Origin of the sequence: Micromonospora sp. NBC_00858 (genome assembly GCF_045207365.1) — a bacterium.
GTDB lineage: Bacteria > Actinomycetota > Actinomycetes > Mycobacteriales > Micromonosporaceae > Micromonospora.
Window position 1 is genome coordinate 2,967,687 of record NZ_CP108828.1, and the last position, 25,432, is coordinate 2,993,118.

Consider the following 25,432-nt stretch of genomic DNA (forward strand, 5'->3'; position numbering starts at 1 on the left):
GGTGGCCGTTCCGTCGCCAGGCGGGCGGTCGGCCCCCGCCGTACCCTGGTGAAGGTTCTGGCCCCAGTGATCGTGGCAGATGCGTCGGCTCATGCCGACTGCTCGCCCGGAAGGAGCACAGTGAACCGACCCCTCAGGACCGCGCTCGGCGTCGCCCTGACCACCTCCCTCCTGACCTCCGTCGCCGTCGCGCCCGCGCAGGCGCACGCCGGGGGTCAGCCGCCCGCCGTCCTCGCCCTGCCCGACGGGTTCCAGCCCGAGGGCGTTGCCACCGCCGGCCGGTACGCGTACTTCGGCTCCCGCGTCACCGGCGCCATCCACCGCGTCGACCTGGTCACCGGTGCCGGCAAGACGATCGGCGCTCCCACCGGCACCCCGTCGCTCGGCCTCAAGGTCGACCCGCGCGGCCGGCTGTTCGTCTCCGGCGGCGCGGCCGGCGACGCCCGCGTACTCGACAGCCGCACCGGCAAGGTGCTGGCGCGCTACCAGTTCGCCACCGCCCCGACGTTCGTCAACGACGTCGTCCTGACCCACGACGCCGCGTACTTCACCGACTCCAACCGGCCGGTGTTGTACCGGCTGCCGCTCGGGCGCGGCGGCGCGTTGCCGCCCGCCGACGGCTTCACCACCATCGCGCTGACCGGCGCGTACGAGCAGGTCGGCACCGGAGTGAACCTCAACGGCATCGTCGCCACGCCGGACGGCAGGGCGCTGATCGTCGTTCAGTCCGCCACCGGCACGCTGTTCCGGGTCGACCCGGCGACCGGCGTGACCACCGTCGTGGACGTGCCCGGCTACACCTTCACCAACGGTGACGGGCTGCTGCTGCTCGGCCGCACCCTCCACGTCGTACAGAACCGCCTCAACCAGATCGCGGTGGTCACACTGAACCGCGCCGGCACCGCCGGAACGGTCACCGGCACCATCACCGACCCGAACTTCGACGTGCCGACCACCGTCGCCAAGGCGCTGGGCCGGCTCTACCTGCCCAACGCCCGCTTCACCACCCCACCGACCCCGACCACGCCGTACACGGCCGTCGCGGTCCGCACCCGCTGAGCATCCCGAGGGGTACGCGCACCGCGCGTGCCCCTCGGGCCAGCCAGCCACAGACGGTGCAGCCGGTGGACGCGACTGCCAGCCGTCCGGGCCGCAGGTGTGCCACGTCTGGCCCACTGCACCGCTTCGGCCGAGACCGGCGGCCAACGTCCGGAATGGCTCATGGCTCGTTGGGATCTGGGAATCGCCGATCGGCGAGGGGCGCCGTGCACGTCGTCGGCGTCTACCGACGTCGGGCACCACGAAGGGGGCAGGTGAGTCTTCGACGCTTTCTTCGTTCCAACAGCTTTGACGGCCGCATGACAGCAAATGAAGTCAGACCGGCGTGCGCTTTCCCGGTCGGCCGCCGCGTCGGCGGCCAGTCCGTGACCGGTGTGGCTCTCGGCGTCGGATCCCGGGCACACCGATCCGGTCTGATCAGCAGGGCCGAATCCAGCAAGAACCGAGCCGCAACTTGCATGCGGCCGGGGTTGGCGCGTCCGTTGCACCACGCAATAAGCGACGACCTACCAATTGATAGACGCCAATCTTGACTTGCTAGGCAAGTCGGCGCACCGTAAAGAGTCAGAGGCAGATGCGCGCCATTGTCGGCTCAACCGGGGTGGTGTGTCCAATGCGGGCAATGCCGGATTTTTGCAGTGCATCAGGAGGCCATCCATGCGGCTAGGTCCATTCACCGGGGCATATCTCACCGATCCGGCCAGTGTGTGGCGACGCATTCTTGACGATCCCGCCGAGGTTCACTACGCCGAGGATCTGGGACTGTGGTTGATCAGCAGGCACGCGCACGTCCGGCGGGCCCTCGCCGACCCCGCGACGTTCGGCAACGCGCTCACCCTGGCGCCGGTGTACGAGGCCTGCCCGGAGGCGATGAGCGTGGTCATGCAGCTCGATGCGCCACCCACGACGGCCGCCGCGGACCCTCCGGTGCACCCGCGCACCCGCCGGGCCCTCCGGGCGACCTTCGCGAACACCCACGACCGGGCCGAGGCCGAGTACGGCCCGATCGTCCGGCGCCGGGTCGACCAACTGGTGTCCCGGCTGGTCGCCCACCAGGGCGGGCAGGTCGACCTCATCCCTGAGTTCGCCACCGAACTTCCCCTGCTGGTCGTCCTGGACATTCTCGGGGTGCCCGACGCCGACATCGGGCGGATCAGGAGTTGGGCCGACGGCCAGATCGCCCTCATCTGGGGGCAGCCGGACCCGGCCGAGCAGGTGCGCCTGGCCCAGGATCTGCTGGAGTTCTGGCGCTACTGCCAGGAGCTGGTCCAGCAGCGGCTCGACAGCGGGCAGCCCGGCGACGACTTCATCAGCCGGGCCCTGGCCTTCCGCGACGACGACGACGCGGTGCTGACCGTGCCCGAGGTGGCGAGCTTGGCCTTCAATCTCCTGGTCGCCGGTCACGAGACCACCGCCGGGCTGCTCGCCCACACCCTCGACCAGGCGCTGTCCCACCCGCAACGGTGGCGGGCGATGACCACCGACCCGCGGTCCGTGCACGCGTTCGTGGCCGAGACGCTCCGGTTCGCACCCGCCATCGACGGCTGGCTCAGGGTGACCCGCCGAGACGTCACGCTGGGGAAGGTCACCATCCCGGCGGGGGCGCGCTGCCTGCTGTTGATCGGAGCGGCGAACCGCGACCCCGCGGTCTTCGCCCACCCGGATCGGTTCGACCCGCACCGTTCCGACGTGACGGATCACCTGTCCTTCGGCCACGGGCCACATTTCTGTATCGGCGCGGCATTGGCGCGACTCGAGGCCGGGATCGCCCTCACCCGACTCGCGTCGGCCATTCCTGGCCTCCGGCTGGCACCCGGGCAACATCGTTCGTTCAAGCCCAATGTTGCATTCCGCGCACACCACACGCTGCCCGCAATAATCGATATCATGGCACCGGTCAACGACCCGGCGGTACCGGGCGCGGCGAGCGCCGAGGTGCACTCCGCTTGACACTGACCGCGATCCGTCCGCACGACAACCGGGGCTGACCTGCGGACGGATCGGGTGTGCGGCGAGCCTGCCGGGCCTGCCACGTCCGTCGCGGCGCGGGCGCCGAGGGCGGGCTCCGTCCGCACCTGGTCGCTTTGCTTGACAATCCATGTCGGTGAACGTCTTCACACCCATCGGATCCTGGGTTAAGAATTGCCTCTATGAATTTTCAGCCCATCGGTCAACCTCGATCTGACGCCTGCTACTGATTCGCTGGTGCCATGAAGGTGAGCACATGGAGCACACACCCCCGTCGAACGTTGCTCACTCCGCGGCCAGTCAGCGGTTCCGGTGGGAACTGCGCAGCTGCCGTGTCCGGCGAGGGCTGACCCAACGGGCCCTGGCGGATCTGGTGCGGTTCAGCCGGGAGACGGTCGCGGCGGTGGAGTCGGGTCGCCGCTTCGGTAGCCACGAGTTCGCCGTCCGCTGCGATGACGTGCTCAGCACCGGCGGTCGGTTGGCGGCGCTGTGGCCAGAGGTCGCGGCCGAGCAGTTGGCGGCCGACGGTCGCCGCGGCCCCCGTTCCCCGGACCCGGTGCGACTTGGTCCCCCGGTGCCGCGCCAGCGCGGTCGGCGCGACGCGCGCGACCCGGGCGCCATGGTGGACGCCATCGACGAGTTGCGCGAGCTGATCGGCCAGGTGCTCAACGGCCAACCCGACCCGGACGACCACGGACGTCGCCAGGCGGGCGAACCCCTCGACGACCAGCACTGACCTCACGAACCCGGATCACCCGCACCGGCCCGCCGGCTGCTAACTCTGGGTACAGATGCTGGTACGGGCAGTTTGTACCACGGCCAGGTCTGGTCTCTGGGCTCGGGTTCCGGCGGAATGGGACGTGCATTCGGCAACGTGCAAATAGACCGTCATCGACGAGTCGCGGGAGTCAATCTTGGCGTCGAGCACGAGGTCCCACGCGGCCCGACCCTACCCGACCCGACGGCGCAGTTGGAAGATCGCCGGCCGGATGCGACTCATCGTCGCGGCGCCACTGGTCGCCGTTATCGGATTCGCCGGTCTCGCGCTGACCGAGAGCGCGCGCCAGACGTCCCGCGCCAGCGACCTGGAGGTCCTGGCGCGCCTCGGCTCAGAGGCCGGTGACCTGGCCTACCGGCTGCAACGCGAGCGCATCGCCGCCGCCGACCTGCTCACCTACGCCGCCCCGGAGCAGCAGGACGCCTTCAGCGCGGAGATGGCCGCCACCGACGCCGCCGCCGCTCGCTACCGCCGGCAGCGCGACCGGGTGCCCGCCGACGCCGACACCAGCCGGGCACTCCTGGGCCGCATCGACGCAGCGCTGGACGGCCTCGCCCCGCTGCGCACCCAGGTGCGTACGGCGGCGCACGCCTCGGTGTCGGCGATGACCTTCAGCTACCGCATCGCGATCGCCGATCTGATCAACTTCCGGGAGAACGTCTCGCACGGCGTGGTCAACGCCCAGCTCGCCGACGGGATCCGGGCCTCGGCGGCGCTGTCGAAGACGGCGGAGGCGATCGGTCAGCAGCAGATAGCCGTGCTCCGCGCGGTAGCGGCCGGCGAGCTGACCCCCGCCATGCAGCAGGACATCACCGGCGCGCGCACCAGTTACACCGAGTCGAGCCTGTCGTTCCTGGCCCTGGCCCCCACCGACTGGAGCCTCTGGTGGGAACAGGCCGGTACCGGCAAGGAAGCACTCGCCCTGCAACGGATGCAGGACGACGTGTCTCGGGCGCAGCCGGGGACGCGACTGGAACTGGCGACCACCTCCTGGGTGTCCACGACGCAGGAGCGCTCCGCCCGCCTTGCCGAACTGCGGGGCCGGGTCGACGCCGCGGTGCTCGACGACGTCCGGGCCGCGCATGCCGACCAGCGCCGCCGGGCCGTGGCCGAGGCGGTCGGCGTACTCCTGGCACTGCTGCTGACCGCGCTGGTGACCTGGGCCGTCGCCCGGCAGATCACCCGTCGCCTGCGTCGCCTGCGCGACGCGGCCAACGCCGTCGCATTCGAACAGCTCCCCGCCGTGGTGGCCCGACTTCAGCGTCCGGACAGCTCCACCGTCGACCCCCAGGAGCTGGCCCGCCAGCAGTCCACCACGGCGCTCGAACCGTCCAGCGACGACGAGATCGGCGAGCTGGGCCAGGCCTTCAGCGCGGTGCACCGGGCCGCCGTGCAGACCGCCGCCGAACAGGCCGTCATGCGCGCCAACACTGCCGACATCTTCATCCACCTGAGTCGCCGCGAACAGCGACTGGTCGACGCCGTCCTGGCCCAGGTCGACCGGGTCGAGCGGGACGAGACCGACCCCGATCGGCTGCACCAGCTGTACACGCTGGACAACCTGGCGACCCGGATGGGACGCATCAACGCCAGCCTGCTGGTGCTCGGCGGCGTCGGCGTGGGTCGGGTACGACAACACGACGTGCCGCTGCAACAGGTGCTCCAGGCGGCCCTGTCCCAGATCGAGCACTACGCGCGGATCCGGCTCGGCATGATCGACGGGGATGTCGCCGTAGCGGCCAAGGCCGTCGACGAGGTCGTGCACCTGCTCGCCGAACTCATGGACAACGCGACGGCGTACTCGCCGCCGGGCAGCGAGACATGGGTGACCGGCCGGAGCCTCGGGGACCGGGTCATCGTCCAGATCAGCGACGAAGGGGTCGGGTTGCCCCCACCCCGGCTCCAGCAGCTCAACGACCTGCTGGCCCGTCCACCCGCCATCGACGTCGCCGCCGTACGGGCGATGGGGCTGGTCGTCGTGGGCCAGCTCGCAGCCCGGCTCGGGGCCACTGTCCAACTGCGTCGCGGCCCCCGGCGCGGCACCTTGGCCGAGGCGACGCTGCCCGCGGCGATCATCCGGTCCCTGCCACCGGAGGAGTACCTGCTCGCACCCGGCCGGCTGTCGCGCCGGGCGGCCCGTACGGCCGGCCCCCCGCCGCCGTACCGGTCGCACCAGGAACCCACCGCCGGTCGCCCCCCGGCCGAGCGGACCCTGCCGGCGGCGCCGGTGTTCCGACCGGCCCCCACCCCCGTGGACCGGGGTGAGGCCCCGACCGAGGAGCTGCTCATCTTCGAAGAGGTCAACCACTGGTTCCACACCGATGTCGTCAACGGTCACGACAGCCGGGAGTGGTCGAGCCCGGCCGACGACGCCTGGCGTACCGCTGCCCAGGCGCACACCCCCGAGGTCGCCGCGACCACCAACTCCGGCCTGCCCAAGCGACAGCCGCAGCGGCATCTCGTACCCGGCGGCGTCACCGTGCCCCAGCAGCAGCAACGGTCGGAATACCGGGACCCGGCCCAGGTGGCCACGGCAATGGCCGCCTATGCGCGCGGCGTGGCGTCCCGCCGACGTACCCCGATCAACCTCGGCAACAGATGACGCGACAGGGAGAGCACGTGAGCGACCAACAGGACCTCGGCTGGCTGCTGGACACCTTCGCCGAGCGCGCGACCGAGGTCAGCCATGCGATCGCCATCTCCGCCGACGGCCTGATGGTGGCCGCCACCCGCGATCTGCCGCCGGACCGGGCCGACCAGCTCGCCGCGACGGGCAGCGGCCTGGTCAGCCTGCTGCGGGGCGCGGCGGCCTTCTTCGACGCCGGCGCGGTGATCTCCAACGTCACACAGCTCGAGGGCGGGTTCATGTTCTCGATGGCCTTCAACGACGGCGCCTCGCTGTTGGTGCTGGCCGCACCCGAGTGCGACGTCGGCAAGGTCTCGTACGAGATGACCGAGCTGGCCAACCGGATCGGGGACGCCCTGACCCCCGCGGCCCGAGCGGCGCTCGCCCGCAGCCGCTGACATCCCGGTACCCCACGCCGGAGACCCATCCCTTCCCCTGGAGAAGACATGTCTTTCACCACCCCTCGGCGCAGCCGTGTGCTCACCGCCACGCTGCTCGCGCTCGTGTTGACCGTTGGCACGGGCTGCGCCGACGACGAATCCGGTCCGAGTTCCAGCGGATCGATAAAGATCGGCCTGCTCGCGTCGCTGTCCGGGACGTACCAGGCCGTCGGCAAGGACATCCGCGACGGCTTCGAGCTCTACCTGGCCACCCACGACGGGAAGCTCGGTGGCCGGCAGGTCGACCTCGTCGTCGCCGACGAGGGCAACGGCACCCAGACGGCGGTGCCGGCGGCGACCAAGCTGCTCAAGCAGGACCACGTGGTCGCGCTCACCGGCATCGTCGGTGGTGGTTCGGTCGCCGGGGTCTACCCCCTGCTCAACGAGACCAAGGTGCCGCTCGTCGGCTCCAACGGCCGGCCGGAGCTCAAGGACGTCACCCGGGTCTGGCACACGTCGTACCTCTCCGACGAGCCCGGCGCGGCGATCGCCCAGCACGTCCGGGACAGCGTGAAGGGGTCGGTGTACGCGATCGGCCCGGACTACCAGGGCGGCTGGGACGAGCTGCGCGGCTTCACCGACGCGTTCGCCAAGATTGACGGGGAGCTCGCCAACCCCGACGGCAAGACCACCTTCACCCCGTTCCCGGCGACCACCAACTTCACCCCGTACTTCGCCCGGATCAAGGCCTCGGGTGCCTCGGCCGTCTACACCTTCTACGCCGGCAGCGCCGCCGTCGACTTCGTCAAGCAGTACGCCCAGTCCGAGATCAAGGACGTCCCGCTGTACGCGGCCGGGTTCCTCACCGAGGGCGGCGTGCTCAACGCACAGGGCGAGGCCGCCCGGGACATCTACTCGGTGCTCAACTACTCCCCCGACCTCGACAACGCCGAGAACCGTGCCTTCGTCGCGGCGTGGAAGGCCAAGCACGACGGCTCACCGACGACGTACGCGCTGGCGTCCTACGATGCCGCGGCGGTGTTGGACCGGGCCATCGCAGCCGCCGGGAACGACCCCACCCCGGAGGCCATCAACACGGCCATCGGTCAGCTCGGCCAGATCGCCAGTCCGCGCGGCACCTGGCAGTTCTCCACCGCCACGCACTCTCCCGTGCAGAAGTGGTACCTGCGGCAGGTCCGCCAGGACGGCCGGGCGCTGTCCAACACCGTCGTGGGTGACCTCGCGACCATCGGCCGATGACCGCGGTGGCGGCTGGCACGAACCGGATCGACCCGTACATCATCCCGGCGCTGGACGGAGTCGCCTACGGGCTGCTCGTCTTCGTCGCCGCGGCGGGCCTGGTCTTCTGCTTCGGCGTCGCCAACATCCTCAACCTGGCACACGGCACGCTCTACGCGATCGGCGGATACACGGCGGCCGCCCTGCTCGACGGAGGCTGGGCGAGTCTGGCGTTGGCGCTCGCGGTCGGTGTGCTGGCCGCCGCCGCGGCGGGTGTGCTGCTCGCTGGCCTGCTCACCCCGGTCGCCACTGGCAATCACCTCACCCAGGCGCTGCTGACCTTCGGGGTGGCGCTGGCCGGCGGCAGCCTGCTCGTCGCCGGCTTCGGACCCGACGATCCGCAGGTCCGGGTCCCCGCCGCCCTGGACGGGTCGGTGGTCGTCGCCGGCCACCGCTACGCCGCCTACCGGCTGGTCTTCATCGTGGTCGCCGCGGTGATCGCCGTGGCGCTCTACCTCACGGTGCGGCGTACCAGGGCGGGAATGCTGGTCCGGGCCGCCGTCGACGACGCGGAAATGGTCTCCTGCATGGGGGTGAGTCCTGCGCGGATCCGGGCCGGTGTGCTCGCCGCCGCCGGCGCGTTGGCCGGCGCGGCGGGGGTCCTGGGCGCGCCCATCATCGGCCCCGGCACGGACACCGCCGACACCGTGCTGTTGCTGTCGCTGGTGGTCGTCGTCCTCGGTGGCCTCGGGTCCATGGCGGGCACTCTGCTCGCCGCGCTCGCGATCGGGGAGATCCAGACCCTGGGAGTGGCGCTGTTGCCGTCCGCCGCACCGTTCCTGCTGTTCGCCGCCATGGCAGTCGTTCTCGCCGTGCGGGCACGGGGCCTGGCCATCACCCGGAGGGCGACATGAGGGACGAGGTGATCCGCCAGGTACGACGTACCGTCGCGGTCCTCGTCCTGGCCGGCCTGGTCGTGGCGCCCTGGGTGGTCGACGACTACACCGCGGCGATCCTCGCCCGGACGTTGGCGCTGGCCCTGGTCGGGGTGAGCGTGGCACTGCTCACCGGCGTCGCCGGCATGCCCACCCTCGGCCAGACCGCACCGTACGCGGCCGGCGCCTACGCCTGCGCCGTGCTCGGCAGTCAGGTCTCCGACGTCGGCGTCGTGCAGCTCGCCGTGGCCGCGGGCGCCGGGGCGGTGCTGGCCGCGCTGACCGTGCCGCTCGTCGTTTCGGCCCGGGGGGTGATCGTCCTGATGATCACCCTGGCCATCGGTGAACTGGTCGTGACCGTCCTCGGCCGATGGCGGTCGGTGACCGGAGGCACGGACGGGTTGGCCGGCATACCCGCGGTCCGCCCGTTCTGGGGCCTGCCGGTCCTGGCCACCGACCAGGCGCGTTACCTGTACACCCTGGTCGTCGTGGCCACGCTGGTCGGCGCGGTGGTGCTGCTGCTGCGTACCCGGCTCGGGCTGGTGCTGCGAGCCGGCCGGGACGACGAGACACGACTGCGGGCCAGCGGGCACCGGGTGCCGCTGCACCTGTCGGGTGCACACATCGCCGCCGGGGCGATAGCCGGTGCCGCCGGTTCACTGCTGGTCGTCGCCCAGCAGTACATCTCCCCCGCCGACTTCGGCTTCGACACCTCCGCCCTGCTGCTGCTCGGTGTCGTCATCGGTGGCACGGCCTCCGTTGGCGGCGCCCTGGTGGGTGCCGCGCTCGTCATCGCCGTCCGGGACTGGCTGTTCGGGGTGCTGCCCGGTCATGCGCCGCTGGTGCTGGGCGCGCTGTTCGTGGCGACGGTCTACCTGCTGCCCACCGGCGTCAACCGGGTCCGTGGCCCACTCGGGAAATTGCGTCTGCCGACAACCCCACCGAACCGGCCGGACGCCGTGCCCGCCCGTGACCATGCTGCGGTACCGGAGCTACGCGCATGACCTGCCTGCTCCACGCCCAGGACGTCAACGTGCGCTTCGGCTCGCTGGCCGCGCTCGCCGGCGTCGACCTGTGCATCCACGACGGCCAGCGACACGCGCTCATCGGCCCCAACGGAGCGGGCAAGACGACCCTGCTCAACGTGATCGGCGGGTCGACGAGGCCGCACCGCGGCTCGGTGAGGTTCGCCGGACGGGACATCAGTCGGCTCGGCCCGGCGGCGCGGGCGCGCCGAGGCATCAACCGGATACACCAACGACCCGCGGTGTTTCCGACGCTCACCGCGACGGAGAACGTCGTGGTCGCCGCGCTGCCCCGGACCATCCGGCGCCGCAGATGGTGGCCCGGGGGACGTCACCGCACCGCGCAACACCAGGCGGGCCCCCTGCTAGACCAGATGGGCCTGACCGACGTCGCGAGGGTGCCCGCCGGTCACCTCGCACACGGGCAACGACGTCAGTTGGAGATCGCGATGGCGCTTGCCGGTCGCCCCCGCCTGCTGCTGCTCGACGAACCGGCGGCAGGGCTGTCCGCCACCGACGTCGGCCGGCTGGTCGAGCTGCTCCGCGAGCTACCCAGGGCGGTCGCCGTGTTGCTGGTCGAACATCGACTGGACCTGGTGTACGCCCTCTCCGACACGGTCACCGTGCTGCGCGACGGCCAGACGTTGGCCGCCGGAACGCCGGACGAGATCCGTACCTCGCCGCTGGTGCGGCAGGCCTATGCCGACGGGATGTCGTGATGCTGTGCGTGGAGCAGCTGTGCGCCGGCTACGCCGGCGGGATCGTGCTGCACGAGGTGAGCCTGCGGGTGCACCCCGGCAGCATCCAGGCCGTGGTGGGTCGCAACGGGGCGGGCAAGAGCACGCTCGTGCACACCATCGCCGGGCTGGTGCGAGCCTCCAGTGGTCGCATCGAGATCGGCGGCGTGCACGTGGCCGGCCGGCAGCCCCATCGCGTCGCCCAGTCCGGGGTCGGTCTCGTCCCCCAGGGCCGCCGGGTCTTCTCCCGGTTGACCGTGGCCGAGCATCTCGTTCTGGCGGCGGCACCGTGGCGGGCCGCGACCCCCGGCGGCGAGGGGTGGACGGTGGCCCGGATCCTCGAACTGCTGCCGAGGCTGGCGGTGCGGCTGCGGCACCGCGGCTGCGAACTCTCCGGCGGCGAGCAGCAGATGCTGGCGATTGCCCGTGCGCTGCTCGGCCAGCCCCGGGTGCTGCTGCTCGACGAACCGTGTGAGGGCCTCGCCCCCGACCTGGCGGCGCGGGTCCGCGAACTCATCAGTGGCCTGGCCGCCGACGGGTTGACCGTGCTGCTCATCGAGCAGCAGATCCACCACGCGATCGAGATCGCCGACCGGGTGGCGGTGCTGGAGTACGGCCGGGTGGTCTACGACCGGCCCACGATCGAGGCCCGCGCCGATCCGGCCCCACTGGCGGCGATGTTGAGCGTCGCCGCCGTCCCGCCGCCCCCCGCCGCCCGATCAAACCCTCGGCTCTGGGCCGACACCCCGTAGACCAGCCGACCCCTCTCGGAGAGGTAGACACCGATGGCAACCGCTGCGAACGATGCTGCGTACACCTTTGACAACGGCTCACCGGACGCCGTCCCACAGATGCATGCGCTGGAGTCCTTCCTGGATCCGATCACGACGCGCCGCCTGGCCCGCCCGGTACTGCAACTCGGGGCGAGCTGCTGGGAGGTCGGGGCCGGTGGTGGCTCGATGGCCCGCCGGATCGCCCGGGCGGTCGGCGACGACGGTCACGTGCTGGCCACGGACATCGACCCCAGGCACCTCGTGGCGGAGGGCAACCTGCACGTACGCCAGCACGACGTACGCACCGAGCCGCCACCCGGGGACGCGTTCGACCTGATCCACGCCCGGCTGGTGCTGTTGCACCTGCCGGACCGACGACGGGTTCTCCGCACGCTCGCCGGCGCGCTGGCTCCCGGCGGGTGGTTGGTGGTCGAGGAGTTCGACTGCACCGCGCCGCTGCGGGTGCTGACCGCACCGACGGACGACGCCGCGAAGCTCTTCGCGCAGGTGATGGACACCATGATGAGCATCCTGCAGGACCACGGAGCCGACCTGGGGTGGGCGCAGGACGTGCACACCGAGATGGCCCTCTCCGGTCTGACCGACATCGACACCATCACCCACTCGCAGAGCTGGGTCAGCGGTTCGACGGGAACGTCGCTCTACGAGACCAACTCCCGCCAGTTGGAGCCGGACCTGCTCGCGGCCGGGCTGTCAGCCAACCAGCTCCAGGCCTTCCGCAAGCTGGTCCGCGACCCCGGGTTCGCCGTCATGTCGTACCACTTCGTGTCGACGCGCGGTCGTCTACCGGGCCGCGAGGGCAGGTAGAGCGCCGCGCGGAGAACGGTGGCGCCGCAGGCGCACCCGCACGGCGCAGCCCGGGTCGCAGAGCGGCCGGGCTCCCTCCCAGGGAGCCCGGCCGTCCGCGTACCGGCGGGTCAGTGGTGGCGGCCCTCCCCCACCCGGTAGGTGCGCAGGTTCGGGTCCGCCTTGATCTGTGCCTCGGTGTACTTGATCGTGTCCCAGCCCTTCCCGGAGTAGAGCGCCGTCTGGTCGCCGTACCAGGGGGAATTCGGGTTGGTCGACTGGGAGTAGGTGAGGATCTGCCGCCCGGACGGCCCGTGCGGGCCCAGTTCGACGGCCATCACGAAGGACGAGCCGTGCACCACCTTCGGGTAGCCGACGCCGGGCACCCGGTTGTTGACGATCATGTTGAAGATGCCAGCCTCGGCGCGTCCGCCGTGGATCGGGATGCGCCGGTCTCCGCGCGGCTCGGTCTGGACGGTGCCGAGACGGGCGTCGAGCGGGATGCCGGCGAGACGCTGCACGGCGTCGGCGAGCGCGGTGCGCACGGCCGGATTGGCCGTGTCCAGCCGGCGCGGCGTGCGCACCGGGTCGGTGACGGCGAAGGTGTCGGCGAAGCGCAGCCCGTTGGCCAGGACGAACTCGGTGAACAGGTGCGCGCCGCGACTGTCCAGGTCGACGTGCAGGTCCCAGCGGGCCAGTGCGGCGCAGGCGGCGCGCAGGTCGACGCTCGCGCCGTTCGAGGCGGTGCCGGTGGGCTGGGCGGTGCAGAGCGCGACGAGGTCGTCGCGGACCAGTTCACCGCCGTACACCCGGTTGCCGAAGACGGTCTGCCACAGCCGGTCGGCGGTGAACCCACGGCCGGGCAGCCCGTCGGTGCCGGCGAGGCGCTGCTGCACCTGATCCAGACCGAGACGGGTACGCAGGCTGCGCGGGGTGCGTTCGTCGCCGATGATGCGCGAGAAGCCCTCCAGTGGCGCCTTCGGGTTGGCCAGCCAGTAACTGTCGTTGGAGTTGGTGACGTAGTCGGCGCGGATGCTGACCGGCAGGTTCGCCGGGCCGAGGATGCCGGGCACGGCGGCGTCCGGGTCGGCGCCGAGCGCGCAGGCCGATCGGGAGCCGTCCAGGACGGCCTGGCCGCTGCTGGCGTAGAGCGGCTGGAACGGCGCTGGAATGCAGGCGGCGGCGAGGGCGTCGGTCACCCGGGGCACCACCGAGTGGTCGGCGTAGAGCGCCTCACCGCGGGCGTCGGCGGCGATCACGTTGACCCAGGGCAGGAACTGGTAGCGGTCGAGCACCCGATTCAGGTCGCGGACCGTCTCGGCGCGGCCCATCTGCAGCCAGCCGTCGAAGGCCCGGTTGTTGGTGGCGTTGGCGTCGGTGATGGCGTACGCGGTCCCGGCGGTCCAGTCGAAGGTGCCGGGCACCACCACGACCGGCCCGAAGTGGGTGTCGTGGAAGGTCCGGCTGACCGGCACGGTGCCGCCGTTCGGGCCGGGCACCTGGACGGTGACGGTACGGGTGGTCATCTTCCGGGGCTGACCGTCCAGGTAGTACGAGGTGGGATCGCCGGGGACCAGCGCGAGGCGGTGCCAGACGAACCGGCGTGCCGTGGAGACGGTGTGGCTCCAGGCGAGGGTGCGGTTGTGGCCGATCTCGACGATCGGATCGCCGATCAGGGCGGCGCCCTCGACGTCGTAGCGGCCGGGAACCTTGAGGTGCATCCGGTAGAAGCGTTCCGCGCCGTCCCACGGGAAGTGCGGGTTGGCCAGCACCATGCCGCCCCGATCGGCGGTCGCCGCCTCGCCGAGCCCGTACGCGTTGCTGCCCACCCCGGCGGGGGCGCCGTCGCGGGCGGCGAGCACGGCTGCCGCGCCGGGCGCGTCCTGCGCGGCGGCCGGGCCGGTGGCGGTGGGCGGGGCGGCGGCGACGATCCCGTCGAGCAGCGCCCGCGAGCCGGCCCGGATCATGCTGGCCCAGGTGGTGCGCCAGATGTCCAGCTCGGTCAGCGGGCGCACCCAGGGCTTGGCCCGGCACGCCGGGTCGGTGAGCTTCGTCGCGCCAGTGCGGCGCAGGTAGGAGTTGTAGCCGGCGACGAAGCCGCGGATCTGGTCGCGGACGTCGTTGGACGGTGAGTGGATGCCGTCGCGGCGGCCGTCGAGCAGGCGTTGCACCGTCCGGTCGTCGATGGCCTTGCGGAAGAACAGGTCGCTGCGCACGTTCGCGTCGGTCGGGCCGGTCGCGCCGAAGTAGCGGGAGCGCTCGGCGTTGACCGTCACCACCTTCTCGGCGATGACGCAGAGGTTGTCCTCCGCCTGCACGTATCCGACGCCGAAGCCGAGGTTGGCGTAGCTCGTGGCGGTGATGTGCGGCACGCCGTAGGACGCGCGGCGGATCTCGGCCGAATAGCCGCGATCACGCTGGTGCGCGCCGGCCGGTGGCGCGCTCAGCCCCACTATGACCAGGCCCAGAGCGGTCACCGCCGCGCCGAGGCATGTTGCTGCTTTCATCGCATCCTCCCCCCGTCACGTCCCCCAGACGCCGTCGTCAGAGAGACATTCACGTTGGTCGGCATTCTCGTCGCTGCCGTGCCGCCCCGTACACCCCGGCGCGCCGATCGACCGCCCCGGTGCGGTCAGCGGTCGAACAGATACGTTGGTCGACAACCGATAAATGGATCAACATAATGCCTGCTACGGTGGGTTGTGTGTCCACCACCGACCCGTGCGAGCTGCCCGCCGACCGCGAGCGAGGTTCGAACTTCGGCTGGTCTCTTGGCATGGTGCTGCGGCGCTGGCACGAGTACGTCGAGGAGGCGCTGAAGGATCTGCCGCACGGCAGCCGCGGTTATCACATCCTGGCCGTGGTCGTACACGAAGAGGTTCCGACCCAGGCGGCCCTGGCGTCGCGCCTGGTGATCGACCGCAGCGTCCTGACGTACGTGATCGACGACCTGGAGAACGCCGGCCTCATCGAGCGGCAGTTGGACCCGCGCGACCGGCGTGCCCGGCGCATCGTGGCCACCGAGCGTGGGCGGGAGACGCTCGCCGACGCCGAGCAGCGGGTCGCGCACGCCGAGGACCACGTGCTGGCGGGGCTGCCCGAGGAGCAGCGGGCCACCTTCCGCGACTTCGCCGAACGCGCCGCCGAGGCGATCCACTCCGCCGCGCCCGGCACCGACCCCTGTGCTGCGGTGACGGACGTCCTTCGCCCGGAGGATCAGCCCACCCGCTGACTCAGACCCGACCAGGCGCGGACGACCGTGGGCCGTCCCGAACTGGCGGCGGCCCGGTGGTCTCAGTCGGCATCGGCGATCTCCTCTTCGGTCCGCCGGGCACCCGCCGGTGGAATGGGGAAGTTGCGGTTGAAGATGTTGTCCGGGTCGTACGTCGCCTTGATGGCGCGCAACCGGCTGAGGGTCGGCTCGGGAAAGGCGTCCAGGAGCCGTTCCGGACTGGTGTCGGACTCGAAGCTGAGGTACATGCCGTCGAGGTGCTCGTACAGGTCAGCCCAGAGCTTGTCGAGTTGGGACCTGCGGTCCGCGACAGTGGCGGCGAGCACCGAGAAGTTCTGGTCCCGGTGTGCGTAGGCGGTCGCCTCGCGGGCGATGTCGTTGACCGCTCCCCCGACGGAACGGAACTGCATGATCATCACGTCACCCGAGCGGATCATGGCGGCCATGACGTCCGCCGCCTGCGGGGTGATGTGATGCAGCAGGCCGCTGTGGCTGTCGGACAGTCCCTGGCCCCGATGCTGGTTACCGGGCGGTGCGACGATCGCCGGGTACGGCACTAGCTGGGCCTGCTGGTCGAGGATCGGCCCGATCTCGAGGAACGGGCTCAGGGCGGCCTGCGCCGCTTCGACGTCGTCTCCGGCGTAGACGAGGGTGACCTGGGCCGCGGCGGAGTTGCCACGGCGGGCGGGGAACAGGGAGAGGAAGCTGGTGATCTCCCGCGGCGCGTCCTCGACGAGCTGGCCCCAACGACGGAGCAGGCCGGCCGTGTCGGTCGCATCAACGACGAGCTGGGCGTAGGCGACGTTGTCGACCTCGTACGCCTCCAGTTCGAGGGCGGTGACGACGCCGAAGTTGCCGCCGGCGCCACGGATCGCCCAGAACAGGTCGGGGTGATGGTGCTCGTCGACGCGGAGCAGGCTGCCGTCCGCGGTGACGATCTCCGCGGCGACGATGTGGTCGATGGTGAGGCCGTACCTGCGGACCAGATATCCGATGCCGGCGGTGGTGGCCAGGCCACCGACGCCCACGTCACCGTAGTCTCCCGAGCTCATCGCCAGGCCGTACGGGGCGAGCGCCCGGGCGACGTGGCCCCAGCGGGCTCCCGGCTCCAGGCGGATCCGGCGGGTGGCCCGGTCGAGCACCTCGACCTTGTTCATCGTGGACAGGTCGATGACGACTCCGCCGTCGTTCGTCGATCGGCCACTGATGCCGTGCCCGCCACTGCGTACGGAGATCGGAGCGCTCTGCGTCCGTGCATAGGCGACCGCGTCGACCACTTCGGCGGCACCCTGCGGACGGATCACCAGGGCCGGTGATCCCTGCCAGCTGTAGCTGTGCCGCACCCGCTCGTACTCCGGGTCGCCCGGCTCGACGGACCGGGTGGCCAGCGACGCGGGCAGCGCGTCGTAGTCGATGCCGGGCTGGCGCTTCGCCAGGGTGACGGCGGACCGGACCGGGCCGGTCGCGGCCGCGTTCCCCGGGCGCTCCCTGGCCACGGCCTCCCGCAGCGCGGGAGCGATCTCCTGCCCGAAGGTCTGGATGAGGCGTGGATCGTCGCGGCCGATCAGGAAGGCGCTGAACCCTTCCTCCAGCACCAGCGGGAGGAGTTGGTCGACCCACTGCTCGGCCGGTCCCCGGAGGAAGCCGCGGTTACGCGACGACACGTCGACCGTGAAGAGGTTGAGCAGCCGACGGATCTGGCGCGGGTCCCGTCCGGCCTCGACCGCCGCCTCGTCGATGAGGCGGTTGGCGGTGAACCGGTCCGGCGACCGGAGGTACTCCAGGGTCGGCAACCAGCCGTTGGCCGTCTGGCCGGTCAACGCCAGCATGCGTGGCTGGTAGGCGCCGAGCCAGATGTCGATCGCATGAGCCGGCACCGGGCCGCGCTGCATGCCCGGGATCGGGTAGTACTTCCCTTCCCTCCGCAGCGGTCCGGAGTCGGCGTCGTCCCAGACGCCGCGCAGGACGTCGATCGCCTCCCGCAGCGCGGTGACGCCCTGCCCCGCGGTCAACCGACGGCCACCCATGCCCTCGACGCCGTCCCAGAACGCGCCAGCGCCGAGGCCGAGTTCGAACCGGCCGTGCGACAGCCGGTCCAGGCTCGCCGCGGCCCGGGCCAGGACGGCCGGCGGGCGCAGCGGCAGGTTCAGGACGTTCGCCGAGACCTTGAGCCGCTCCGTGCGGGCGGCGACCCAGCTCAACAGGGTCCAGGTGTCGAGGAACTCGGCGTTGTACGGATGGTCCTGGAAGGTGGCGAGATCCAATCCGACCGTCTCGGTCAGTTCGGCCAGCGTCACCACCCGATCCGGGTCGTCCGCGCTCGGCGTGAGAAACGTCCCGAACAGGAGTTCGTGTCCGTAATCAGGCATGTGCGGTTGCCACCAATCTCACCATCGCTCGGGTATCTGTTGGTCAACAACTCATATGCTGGACAACGTATTCCCTACCCTCGCGGCGACGTCACGGCAGCAACTAGCCTGCGCAGATGCGACACACCCTCACCCCGGGCGACGAGACCCTGCACGGCCACTTCTCCCCCGACTTCCCGCCGGTGCTCACCATCGAGCCGGGCGACACCGTCACCTACCGCACCCTGGACTGCTGGTGGTCGGCCGGCCCGTACCCGGGCGGGAAGAACCGGGAACGGCCCCGGGCCCCGCAGTACCAGCCCGAGCACGGACACGCGCTGATCGGTCCGGTTGCGGTCCGCGGTGCACGCGCCGGCCAGACCCTTGAGGTACGCATCGACGCGATCGTCCCGGCCACCTGGGGGACCACTGTGGCCGGCGGCTGGCCGAGCAACTTCAACGAGCGGTACGGCGTCGAGACGGACGGCGTGGTGCACGCCTGGGCACTGGACCCGGTGACGATGACCGGCCGCAACCAGCACGGCCACACCATCGCGCTGCGCCCCTTCATGGGGGTGCTCGGCATGCCGCCGGCCGAGCCGGGGCAGCACTCGACGGTGCCGCCGCGACCCCACGGCGGCAACCTGGACTGCAAGGATCTGACCGCCGGCAGCACCCTGCTGCTGCCGATCCCGGTCGACGGGGCGCTGTTCTCGGTCGGAGACGGGCACGCCGCGCAGGGGGACGGAGAGGTCGGCGGTACCGCGATCGAGTGCCCGATGGACGAGGTGACGCTGACCGTCGACGTCCGCGACGACTTCCCGGTCACCGGCCCGGTGGCGCGCACTGCGGACGCCTGGCTGACCCTTGGCGTCGGCGCGTCCCTCGACGACGCCACGTTCATGGCCCTGGACTCGATGCTGACCCTGATGCAACGGCTGCACGGCATCAGTCGTCCGGACGCGGTGGCGCTGGCCAGCGTCGCGGTCGACGTACGGGTGACGCAGATCGTCAACCAGACCGTCGGCGCGCACGCGGTGCTCCGCCACGACGCGCTGCGCTGAGCCGGCGCGACCACGTCGGCGCTGTCAGCGCCTCGATGATCCCGTCAGTGCGGGCCGCCGTCCAGGATCGCGTACGCCAGCCACCGGATCCGCTGCACTCGGTGGCCAGGTCGGCGGCGGCCACCGCGCCGTTACTGCTCCGGCGTCGCGTGCTTCGTCACTGACGGTATGCCGCACATCGCCGCAGGCAGATCGCAGGCGGTCGCCGGAGGCCGCGCCGCGACAGCCGCGGTGCGAGGCGGGCGGCCGGAGCCAGGCCGTGACGCCTCGGCAAGCAGCATTCGCAGTCCCTCGGCGAGGCCGGCGTGCCCGGTGGCCCGGATGGGGAACGGCAGCCGGGCGTCGCTGTGTCCGTCCGCTGCCTCGACGCGGAGCACCATGCCGTCGGCGTCGACGGCGACCGGTACGACCCGAGTCGACCTGGCGGTCACCGCGGGGTCGACCAGCGTCGCGAGCTGGTCGAGAACGTCGCCGTGCCGCTGGACGAGGTGCTGCAGGTGTGCGGCCTCGACGGTCGCGAGCGGGTCCGGCAGGGCGGCACGATAGGCGCTGACGCTCACCGTCATTTCGTCGCCGTCACGGATGAGGCCGACCTCGACCGGTTCGACCGCCCACAGCGCGACGGGAGGCAGGTCGAGCAGGGACAGGACAGTGTCGTCGTCGCACGAGTCCAGGCTGGCCGGGTCGAACCGGCGGGCGGTACCCAACACCCACACCCTGTCCCGCACCCGGGACCGGACGGCAACCGGAATGAGCTGCGTCACGTCGAGCCGGACTGCCCCCGGTCGACCGCGGGCGGCGACCAACAGGCCGCCGGCCTGGGTCATCGCATCGACCGCGAGAACCACCGTGCCGTCGGGCAGTACGGCGTGCTCTTCGATGAGATCTATGGCGGTGTCGCCGAGCCGGAGCCGTAGTGACGCCGTGGCGGACAGGGCGGAGCGCACCATCACGCTGGTCAAACCGGTCGCTACGGCGCGTACTCCCGCCGCTGGCGCCTCTGCCGTCGCGTCGGAGCCGGGAGCGCCATCAGCCAGCTCCGCTCGATGCCCGGCGGGATGGAACACGATGTCGGGCCCCCTCGGCCATGAAGTGAAGACGAACTCGACCTAGGGGCATGACTTTAGTAGGCAAGGCTTACCTTGCCAAGTGAGGTGGTGTCGTATCGCCGCAAGACGGCACGGCACCGAGCCCGAGGCGCCGTCACCCGGTAGGGCGGCACCTGGTGACTCTCACGCGGGCTGGTAGGTGAGGCAGTCACTCGCGGTGGCGCCCGGACCGACGGTGATGGACTCGGCGGTGCAGGCGAGGTTGGTGTTGTAGACACACTCGGAACGCGCGCACGCGCCGACCGCGCCGGTGACCTCCGCGATCCCTCCGGCCACCGACGACTCGACAAACGTCGCACACGATGCGGCGTCCCCCGTCGAGGCCACGGTGATCGCCGGAGCGTGGCAGCCGCTGTCGTTGAAACTACAGGTCGTGGCGGCGCATTCGCGTACCGGAGGCGACTGCAGCAACGTTTTCATGGTGTCTCCCTTTGTCCGGGCCAGGCGGCGGGGCGTGTCCACCCGGCGTGTGGATCTGCCGTCAATATTTGCCGCTCAGATGGAGGGCAAACCCGTTACCAGCCATCCTGCATTTAAATCTGAATAGCAATCACCACTCTAGCGGCGAACGCCGGTGACAGCAGACTTGTCGCAGTTCCTGTCTGGGTCGTGAACAAGAAAGATTAGCCTTACCTTTGTTAGGCCAGTCTTGCTTTACCTGCCGAATATCGAAGAGCCCTTTTCATCATGCGTCGTGGCTGGTCTCCACACGGTGTAGGACGAGGGTGGATATGGGCGCTGCCGGAGAACGCGGGACCTGGGTAGCCTGGACACCATGATCTTCATTACCGCCAAGTTCCGCGTCCTGCCCGAGCACGCTGACCGGTGGCCGCAGATCGCCGCCGACTTCACCGAGGCGACCCGGGCCGAGCCGGGTTGCCTGTGGTTCGACTGGTCCCGCAGCCTGGACGACCCGACCGAGTACGTGCTGGTTGAGGCGTTTCGCGACGACGAGGCCGGCGGGGCACACGTGCAGTCCGCCCATTTCCGCACGGCGCAGAAGACCCTGCCGCCGCACCTGGCCGAGACGCCGCGCATCGTGAACGCCACGGTCCCGCAGGAGGACTGGTCTTTGCTCGGCGAGATGGCCGTGCCCGAGGGGCGCTGACCGCGCTGGCGCAGGCGCGCCGGGATGGCAACAGCATCGACCCGGCACGCCCCGCCGGCGTACGTCACCGGAAGAACGCGCGCACCGGGCGGACGAACCACAACATCCAGACCACGACGATCGTCACGACCGCGCCCATGATCAGCAGAAGCCTGATCCACGGATTGTCGATGAACGCGAAGACGAAGAACCGCCCGACGAACTGAATCGCGAGCAGCACCGTGACGAGCACCCGGGTCCAGGGGCGGCCGCTGAAGAGCTTGACCGCCAGCCACGCGTAGAAAAGCCCGAAGCTGAGGTGGAACGCTTGCGGAAACCGATTCCGTACGGCGGCGTGAACAGCGAGAACGCGTGCTCGGCCACCAGGACGAACAACAGCACCCGAACCGCGGCAAGCCCGGCCGGCGCCAACCGGGGGGAACGTTGCTGTGCGGGGCGTAGCAGGGAATCAGCCATCGCGAACACTCTCCCTCAGGGCGCTCGGTGTCGATCGGCAAGCCGATCGTCACCCCACCCGGTTCACCGGCACATCCGGGCGATCCCCGCGCCGCCCCCAGAGACAACCCCGAGGACGCACCCCTACAGGTGGTGGTGGCACACCCGCGATCGCCGGGACTACGGGATATCGGCATGCGTGCGTGGCCGCCTCGTGTGGTGCTCTTCGCCGCTGACCGCCGGCTGGCGGTGCTCCGGCGCGGCGGCCGATCGGCCGCCGCGCCGGAATGCGTGGACTCGGGTCAGCTCGCGCTACAGGAGACCGTCGGCCAGGTCCAGTTGCCGTTGGCCTGGATGGTGACACCGAAATTGTTGCCGTTGCCGTTGGGCCTGGCGGTCAGTACCTGGGCGCTGGGATAGCTGGCGCTGATGTTCCAGGTGGAGAGAATCTTCGCCGGGGACGGGACGTTCATCGTCACGGTCCAGTTGCTGGAGCCGGAGACCGAGACGTTGAGGTTGTACCGGTCGCTCCACTGCTGGCCGGCGGAGAGCGACGCGCTGCAGCCGCCCCCGCCGGGCGGCGGGGTGGTCGGGTTACCGCCGCCGGAGCCGCCCAGCGTGATGTTGGAGTTCCCGCTGCTCTGGTATCCCTCGGTGGCGAGAATCATGTAGTCATGACTGCCCAGGTTCATTCCATTGCGGGCCCAGGCATCAAAGTGGTTGCCCGAGGTGATGGTTCCACCCGTCCTCTTTGACTGCCGCACACTCCAGTACTGGTAGAAGGTCCTGATGCCCTCGATGGAGGGCTGGTTGACCCGCTGCGTCTGATAGATGTCGTACGTGCCGCCATCACTGGTCACCGTGCCCTTGTAGGTGCCGGTGGGCCGGTAGGTGCCCCAGTTGTCGACGACGTAGTACTCGATGAGCGGGTTTCTCGTCCACCCGTAGAGGGTCAGATACGCGTTGCCGGATGGATTGAAACTGCCCGAGTAGCTCACGCTCCTGCGCCCGCCGGTGCTCCAGCCCTTACCGGCGACGAAATTCCCGGTGTTCTGCCAGGAGGTGCTGTAGTTCCCCCCGGCTCCCAACTCCATGGAGACCGACCCGGGACTGTCGGTCCAGAACGAATAGAAGTAACCGTTGTTGGTGCCGGTCTGATTCGAGGTCACGGCCGCCTGAGCCGGGCCGGACAGGACCGCCGAGGCCGCGACCAGCACCAGGGCGCAGGCACCGCCGACGAACAGCCTGATGCGGCCGCGGATCCGGCCTTTCGGGTGGGTGGGGGCGTCGTTCAGGTGCATGCTTCCTCCTCGTGAAGGCTGGCAGGGCGGCCAGACAGCGTGGTGCGACCCGGCAAGGCGCTCGGCGCTCGGCGGTGACGGCCACCGGGCTTCGACGTCTCACAACGCGGTGGGGGTTGGCCGGTCGCCCTGCCGTCGGCGACCGGAGGACCAGGGCGCGGGACGTGTCCTGGATCGACATCGGTCGAGGTCTGTCGATGGCGAGAGTATTGATACGGCTCAGCCTGGATGTCAACGTCTTCCGGAAACATTGCGGAAACCAATCAGGGCCTCACTTGACCTTGGTACACCGTTTCCCCTGCGCAGCGACAAGGCCGAAAGATCGCCTTAAGTCGATGACCGAAGCTGCGGCCCAGGCGATCAAGATCTGATTCGGCGACGGCCGGTACTTTCCGGAAGTTGTTGACGTGCTTGAATTCTCGCTGCAATACTCCGATCCATCAAGGTCGATGCGCTCCGCTCCGCTGCGGTTTCGGTTGACCTCTCCGCTCACACCCACAGGTCCGGACCGTGCTGCCCACACACCGGAGCGCGCCCGGGCCCGGTAGAAGGGGCACCAGATGAGCAATGTCTCCGCTGGCACGGTCATCCGGACGGGGCGACTACGCGCGGCGCTGTCCGTGCTGGCCACTGCCATCGCGATGTGCGGCGTCGTCATCGCGGCCACCGCGGCCCCGTCGAGCGCCGCCGCCTGCAACGGCTACGTTGGGCTCACCTTCGACGACGGTCCGACCGGCAGCACCAGCGCCCTGCTGACCGTGCTGCGCAACAACGGCGTACGGGCCACGATGTTCAACGTCGGGCAGAACGTCCAGAACAACCGGGCTGCGGCGCAGGCGCAGGTGGCCGCCGGCATGTGGGTCGGCAACCACAGTTGGAACCACGCCCACATGACGTCGATGAGTCAGGCTCAGATGCAGTCCGACCTGTCCCAGACGAGCTCGGCGATCCAGTCGGCCACGGGCAGCCGGCCGCAACTGTTCCGCCCGCCGTACGGCGAGACCAACTCCACCCTCCAGTCCGTCGCCTCGTCACTCGGCATGCGGCAGGTGATCTGGGACGTGGATTCTCAGGACTGGAACGGCGCCAGCGTCGGCCAGATCGTGTCCAACGCCGGCCGTCTCCAGGCCGGCCAGGTCATCCTCATGCACGACGGGATCCAGAACACCCGAGACGCGATCCCGCAGATCATCGCCAACCTGACCAGCCGCAACCTGTGCCCCGGCATGATCTCGCCGTCGACCGGCCGCGCGGTGGCGCCCGACGGCACGAACCCGCCGCCTGGCGGTGGCACCCCGCCACCCACAGGCGGAAGCTGCACCGCGACGGCGACGACCACCAACGTCTGGGGCGACCGGTACAACACCTCGGTGACGGTCAGCGGCGCCAACACCTGGACCGTGGTCGTGGCCACCACCGCACCGCAGAGGATCTCCACCACCTGGAACGGCAGCGCCAGCTGGGACGGCAGCGGCAACGTCCTGACCATGCGGTCCAACGGCAGCGGTAACACCTTCGGCTTCACCACGATGTTCAACGGCAACAGCAGCGCCCGACCACAGATCCGCTCCTGCACGGCCGGCTGACAGAGGCGGGGACGCGGCAGGTACGGCTGCTGCTCCGGACGAGGCGCGTCAGCGTAGCCGTCGGGCGGTGAACCGGGCTGGCGGCTCGGCGATCGCGTCCTGGGCCGCGATCAGCTGGATCTCCCGGGTGCCCGCCGCGAGGGTCGCCTCGAGGACGGCGAAGACGGAGGCGATGGTGCGTTCCAGCGCCGTCGCGGGTGAGCCAGTCGTCCGCAGATGCGCCAGGTACAGCGCTGCGGTGACGTCACCCCCGCCGTTCGGGTTGATCGGCAGCAGGGGCGTGGTCACCGCCCAGGCGCCTTCGTCCGAGACGGCCACCACCTCCAGCGAGCCCACCGGCACGTCGCCGTGGAGCACGCTGGTGACCAGGACGTGCCGCGGCCCCGTCTCGCGCACCACGTCGACCGCGTCCAACAAGTCGGCCAGCGAGTTCGTCGTACGGCCGGCGAGGAAGTCCAGCTCGAACTGGTTCGGGGTGATGATGTCGGCGCGCGGGACGACGACGTCCCGCAGGTACTCCGGGATGCCTGCCCGGACGAACATCCCGCGGCCGGCATCGCCCATCACCGGGTCGCAGCAGTACACCGCGTCCGGGTTGGCCGCTTTGACCTTGTCCACCGCGTCGAGGATCACCGCACCCATCGCCGGGTCACCCTGGTAGCCCGACAGCACCGCGTCGGCGCTGCCGAGGGCCCCGCGGTCCGCGATGCCGGCAATCACCTCGGCCACGTCGGCCGGTGCCAGCATCGGCCCACGCCATGCGCCGTACCCGGTGTGGTTGGAGAAGTGGACCGTCAGGACCGGCCAGACCTCGTGGCCGAGCCGCTGAAGGGGGAACACGGCCGCCGAGTTGCCGACGTAGCCGTAGGCGACGGACGACTGGATGGACAGGATCTTCACCGGCTCATCATGGCGGTTCCCG

22 protein-coding genes are annotated in these 25,432 nt (G+C 70.5%); 15 read left to right on the plus strand and 7 right to left on the minus strand.

Translation table 11 applies throughout. The features are described from left to right. Positions 1 to 120: 120 nt before the first annotated feature. From OG990_RS13950 to OG990_RS14000, 11 genes are all read left to right on the plus strand, one after another. Positions 121 to 1,059 carry an SMP-30/gluconolactonase/LRE family protein gene (locus OG990_RS13950; protein ID WP_406080817.1) on the plus strand — a complete coding sequence of 313 codons (939 nt, stop codon included), beginning with the start codon at positions 121 to 123 and terminating at the stop codon, positions 1,057 to 1,059. A 657-nt stretch (positions 1,060 to 1,716) separates the two neighbouring features. Next, entirely contained in the window at positions 1,717 to 3,009 is a 1,293-nt protein-coding gene (locus OG990_RS13955) for a cytochrome P450 (RefSeq protein WP_406080818.1), read from the plus strand. A gap of 274 nt (positions 3,010 to 3,283) precedes the next feature. Beyond that, positions 3,284 to 3,763: a helix-turn-helix transcriptional regulator gene (locus OG990_RS13960; RefSeq protein ID WP_386992211.1), complete on the plus strand. Its 480-nt coding sequence runs from the start codon at positions 3,284 to 3,286 to the stop codon at positions 3,761 to 3,763. Between the two features lie 253 nt (positions 3,764 to 4,016). Beyond that, entirely contained in the window at positions 4,017 to 6,407 is a 2,391-nt protein-coding gene (locus OG990_RS13965; RefSeq protein WP_406080819.1) for a nitrate- and nitrite sensing domain-containing protein, read from the plus strand. A gap of 17 nt (positions 6,408 to 6,424) precedes the next feature. Further along, positions 6,425 to 6,829, plus strand: a complete 405-nt coding sequence (locus tag OG990_RS13970; protein ID WP_386992215.1) for a roadblock/LC7 domain-containing protein — start codon at positions 6,425 to 6,427, stop codon at positions 6,827 to 6,829. A gap of 48 nt (positions 6,830 to 6,877) precedes the next feature. Next, positions 6,878 to 8,071: an ABC transporter substrate-binding protein gene (locus OG990_RS13975; RefSeq protein WP_406080821.1), complete on the plus strand. Its 1,194-nt coding sequence runs from the start codon at positions 6,878 to 6,880 to the stop codon at positions 8,069 to 8,071. Beyond that, the gene (locus OG990_RS13980) at positions 8,068 to 8,964 is read left to right on the plus strand and encodes a branched-chain amino acid ABC transporter permease (RefSeq protein WP_386992219.1); all 897 of its coding nucleotides are present in this window, start codon (positions 8,068 to 8,070) and stop codon (positions 8,962 to 8,964) included. The genes OG990_RS13975 and OG990_RS13980 overlap by 4 nt, the downstream gene beginning before the upstream one ends. Beyond that, positions 8,961 to 9,989: a branched-chain amino acid ABC transporter permease gene (locus OG990_RS13985; protein WP_406080822.1), complete on the plus strand. Its 1,029-nt coding sequence runs from the start codon at positions 8,961 to 8,963 to the stop codon at positions 9,987 to 9,989. The genes OG990_RS13980 and OG990_RS13985 overlap by 4 nt, the downstream gene beginning before the upstream one ends. Continuing rightward, a complete protein-coding gene (locus tag OG990_RS13990) occupies positions 9,986 to 10,729 on the plus strand; it encodes an ABC transporter ATP-binding protein (protein WP_406080823.1) in 744 nt (247 codons plus the stop codon). Before OG990_RS13985 ends, OG990_RS13990 begins: the two co-directional genes overlap by 4 nt. Continuing rightward, the gene (locus tag OG990_RS13995; protein ID WP_406080824.1) at positions 10,729 to 11,499 is read left to right on the plus strand and encodes an ABC transporter ATP-binding protein; all 771 of its coding nucleotides are present in this window, start codon (positions 10,729 to 10,731) and stop codon (positions 11,497 to 11,499) included. The genes OG990_RS13990 and OG990_RS13995 overlap by 1 nt, the downstream gene beginning before the upstream one ends. 33 nt (positions 11,500 to 11,532) lie before the next feature. Continuing rightward, entirely contained in the window at positions 11,533 to 12,348 is an 816-nt protein-coding gene (locus OG990_RS14000; protein ID WP_406080825.1) for a class I SAM-dependent methyltransferase, read from the plus strand. A 110-nt stretch (positions 12,349 to 12,458) separates the two neighbouring features. On the opposite strand, the gene OG990_RS14005 is transcribed toward OG990_RS14000, so the two are convergent. Further along, on the minus strand, positions 12,459 to 14,834 hold the full coding sequence (locus OG990_RS14005; RefSeq protein ID WP_406080826.1) for an acylase: 2,376 nt from the start codon (positions 14,832 to 14,834) through the stop codon (positions 12,459 to 12,461). A 197-nt stretch (positions 14,835 to 15,031) separates the two neighbouring features. On the opposite strand from OG990_RS14005, the gene OG990_RS14010 reads away from it, so the two are divergent. Further along, positions 15,032 to 15,559 (plus strand): MarR family winged helix-turn-helix transcriptional regulator, encoded by a 528-nt coding sequence (locus OG990_RS14010; protein ID WP_406080828.1) that lies wholly within the window; start codon positions 15,032 to 15,034, stop codon positions 15,557 to 15,559. Positions 15,560 to 15,621: 62 nt separating this feature from the next. Here the strand turns inward: OG990_RS14010 and OG990_RS14015 are convergent, their stop codons facing one another. After that, a complete protein-coding gene (locus tag OG990_RS14015) occupies positions 15,622 to 17,928 on the minus strand; it encodes an LLM class flavin-dependent oxidoreductase (protein WP_406080829.1) in 2,307 nt (768 codons plus the stop codon). A 116-nt stretch (positions 17,929 to 18,044) separates the two neighbouring features. Here OG990_RS14015 and OG990_RS14020 point away from each other — a divergent pair, with 116 nt between their 5' ends. Next, positions 18,045 to 18,971, plus strand: coding sequence for an acetamidase/formamidase family protein (locus tag OG990_RS14020; protein WP_406080830.1), 927 nt, complete (start codon positions 18,045 to 18,047; stop codon positions 18,969 to 18,971). Positions 18,972 to 19,102: 131 nt separating this feature from the next. Here the strand turns inward: OG990_RS14020 and OG990_RS14025 are convergent, their stop codons facing one another. Next, positions 19,103 to 20,041, minus strand: a complete 939-nt coding sequence (locus OG990_RS14025) for a DUF2470 domain-containing protein (protein ID WP_406081746.1) — start codon at positions 20,039 to 20,041, stop codon at positions 19,103 to 19,105. Between the two features lie 162 nt (positions 20,042 to 20,203). Next, a complete protein-coding gene (locus tag OG990_RS14030; protein WP_328417604.1) occupies positions 20,204 to 20,500 on the minus strand; it encodes a DUF1540 domain-containing protein in 297 nt (98 codons plus the stop codon). 355 nt (positions 20,501 to 20,855) lie between these two features. Here OG990_RS14030 and OG990_RS14035 point away from each other — a divergent pair, with 355 nt between their 5' ends. Next, positions 20,856 to 21,188 (plus strand): putative quinol monooxygenase, encoded by a 333-nt coding sequence (locus OG990_RS14035; protein WP_406080831.1) that lies wholly within the window; start codon positions 20,856 to 20,858, stop codon positions 21,186 to 21,188. Positions 21,189 to 21,252: 64 nt separating this feature from the next. Here OG990_RS14035 and OG990_RS14040 read toward each other — a convergent pair whose 3' ends face one another. Then, complete coding sequence (locus OG990_RS14040) at positions 21,253 to 21,420, minus strand: hypothetical protein (RefSeq protein WP_406080832.1); 168 nt, start codon at positions 21,418 to 21,420, stop codon at positions 21,253 to 21,255. Positions 21,421 to 21,925: 505 nt separating this feature from the next. Further along, positions 21,926 to 22,924, minus strand: a complete 999-nt coding sequence (locus OG990_RS14045; protein ID WP_355602827.1) for a glycoside hydrolase family 11 protein — start codon at positions 22,922 to 22,924, stop codon at positions 21,926 to 21,928. Between the two features lie 560 nt (positions 22,925 to 23,484). Between OG990_RS14045 and OG990_RS14050 the strand changes: the two genes are divergently transcribed. Next, positions 23,485 to 24,510 carry a polysaccharide deacetylase family protein gene (locus OG990_RS14050; RefSeq protein ID WP_406080833.1) on the plus strand — a complete coding sequence of 342 codons (1,026 nt, stop codon included), beginning with the start codon at positions 23,485 to 23,487 and terminating at the stop codon, positions 24,508 to 24,510. A gap of 48 nt (positions 24,511 to 24,558) precedes the next feature. Here OG990_RS14050 and pdxY read toward each other — a convergent pair whose 3' ends face one another. Beyond that, entirely contained in the window at positions 24,559 to 25,410 is an 852-nt protein-coding gene (gene pdxY, locus OG990_RS14055) for a pyridoxal kinase PdxY (protein WP_328417614.1), read from the minus strand. Positions 25,411 to 25,432: the final 22 nt, after the last annotated feature.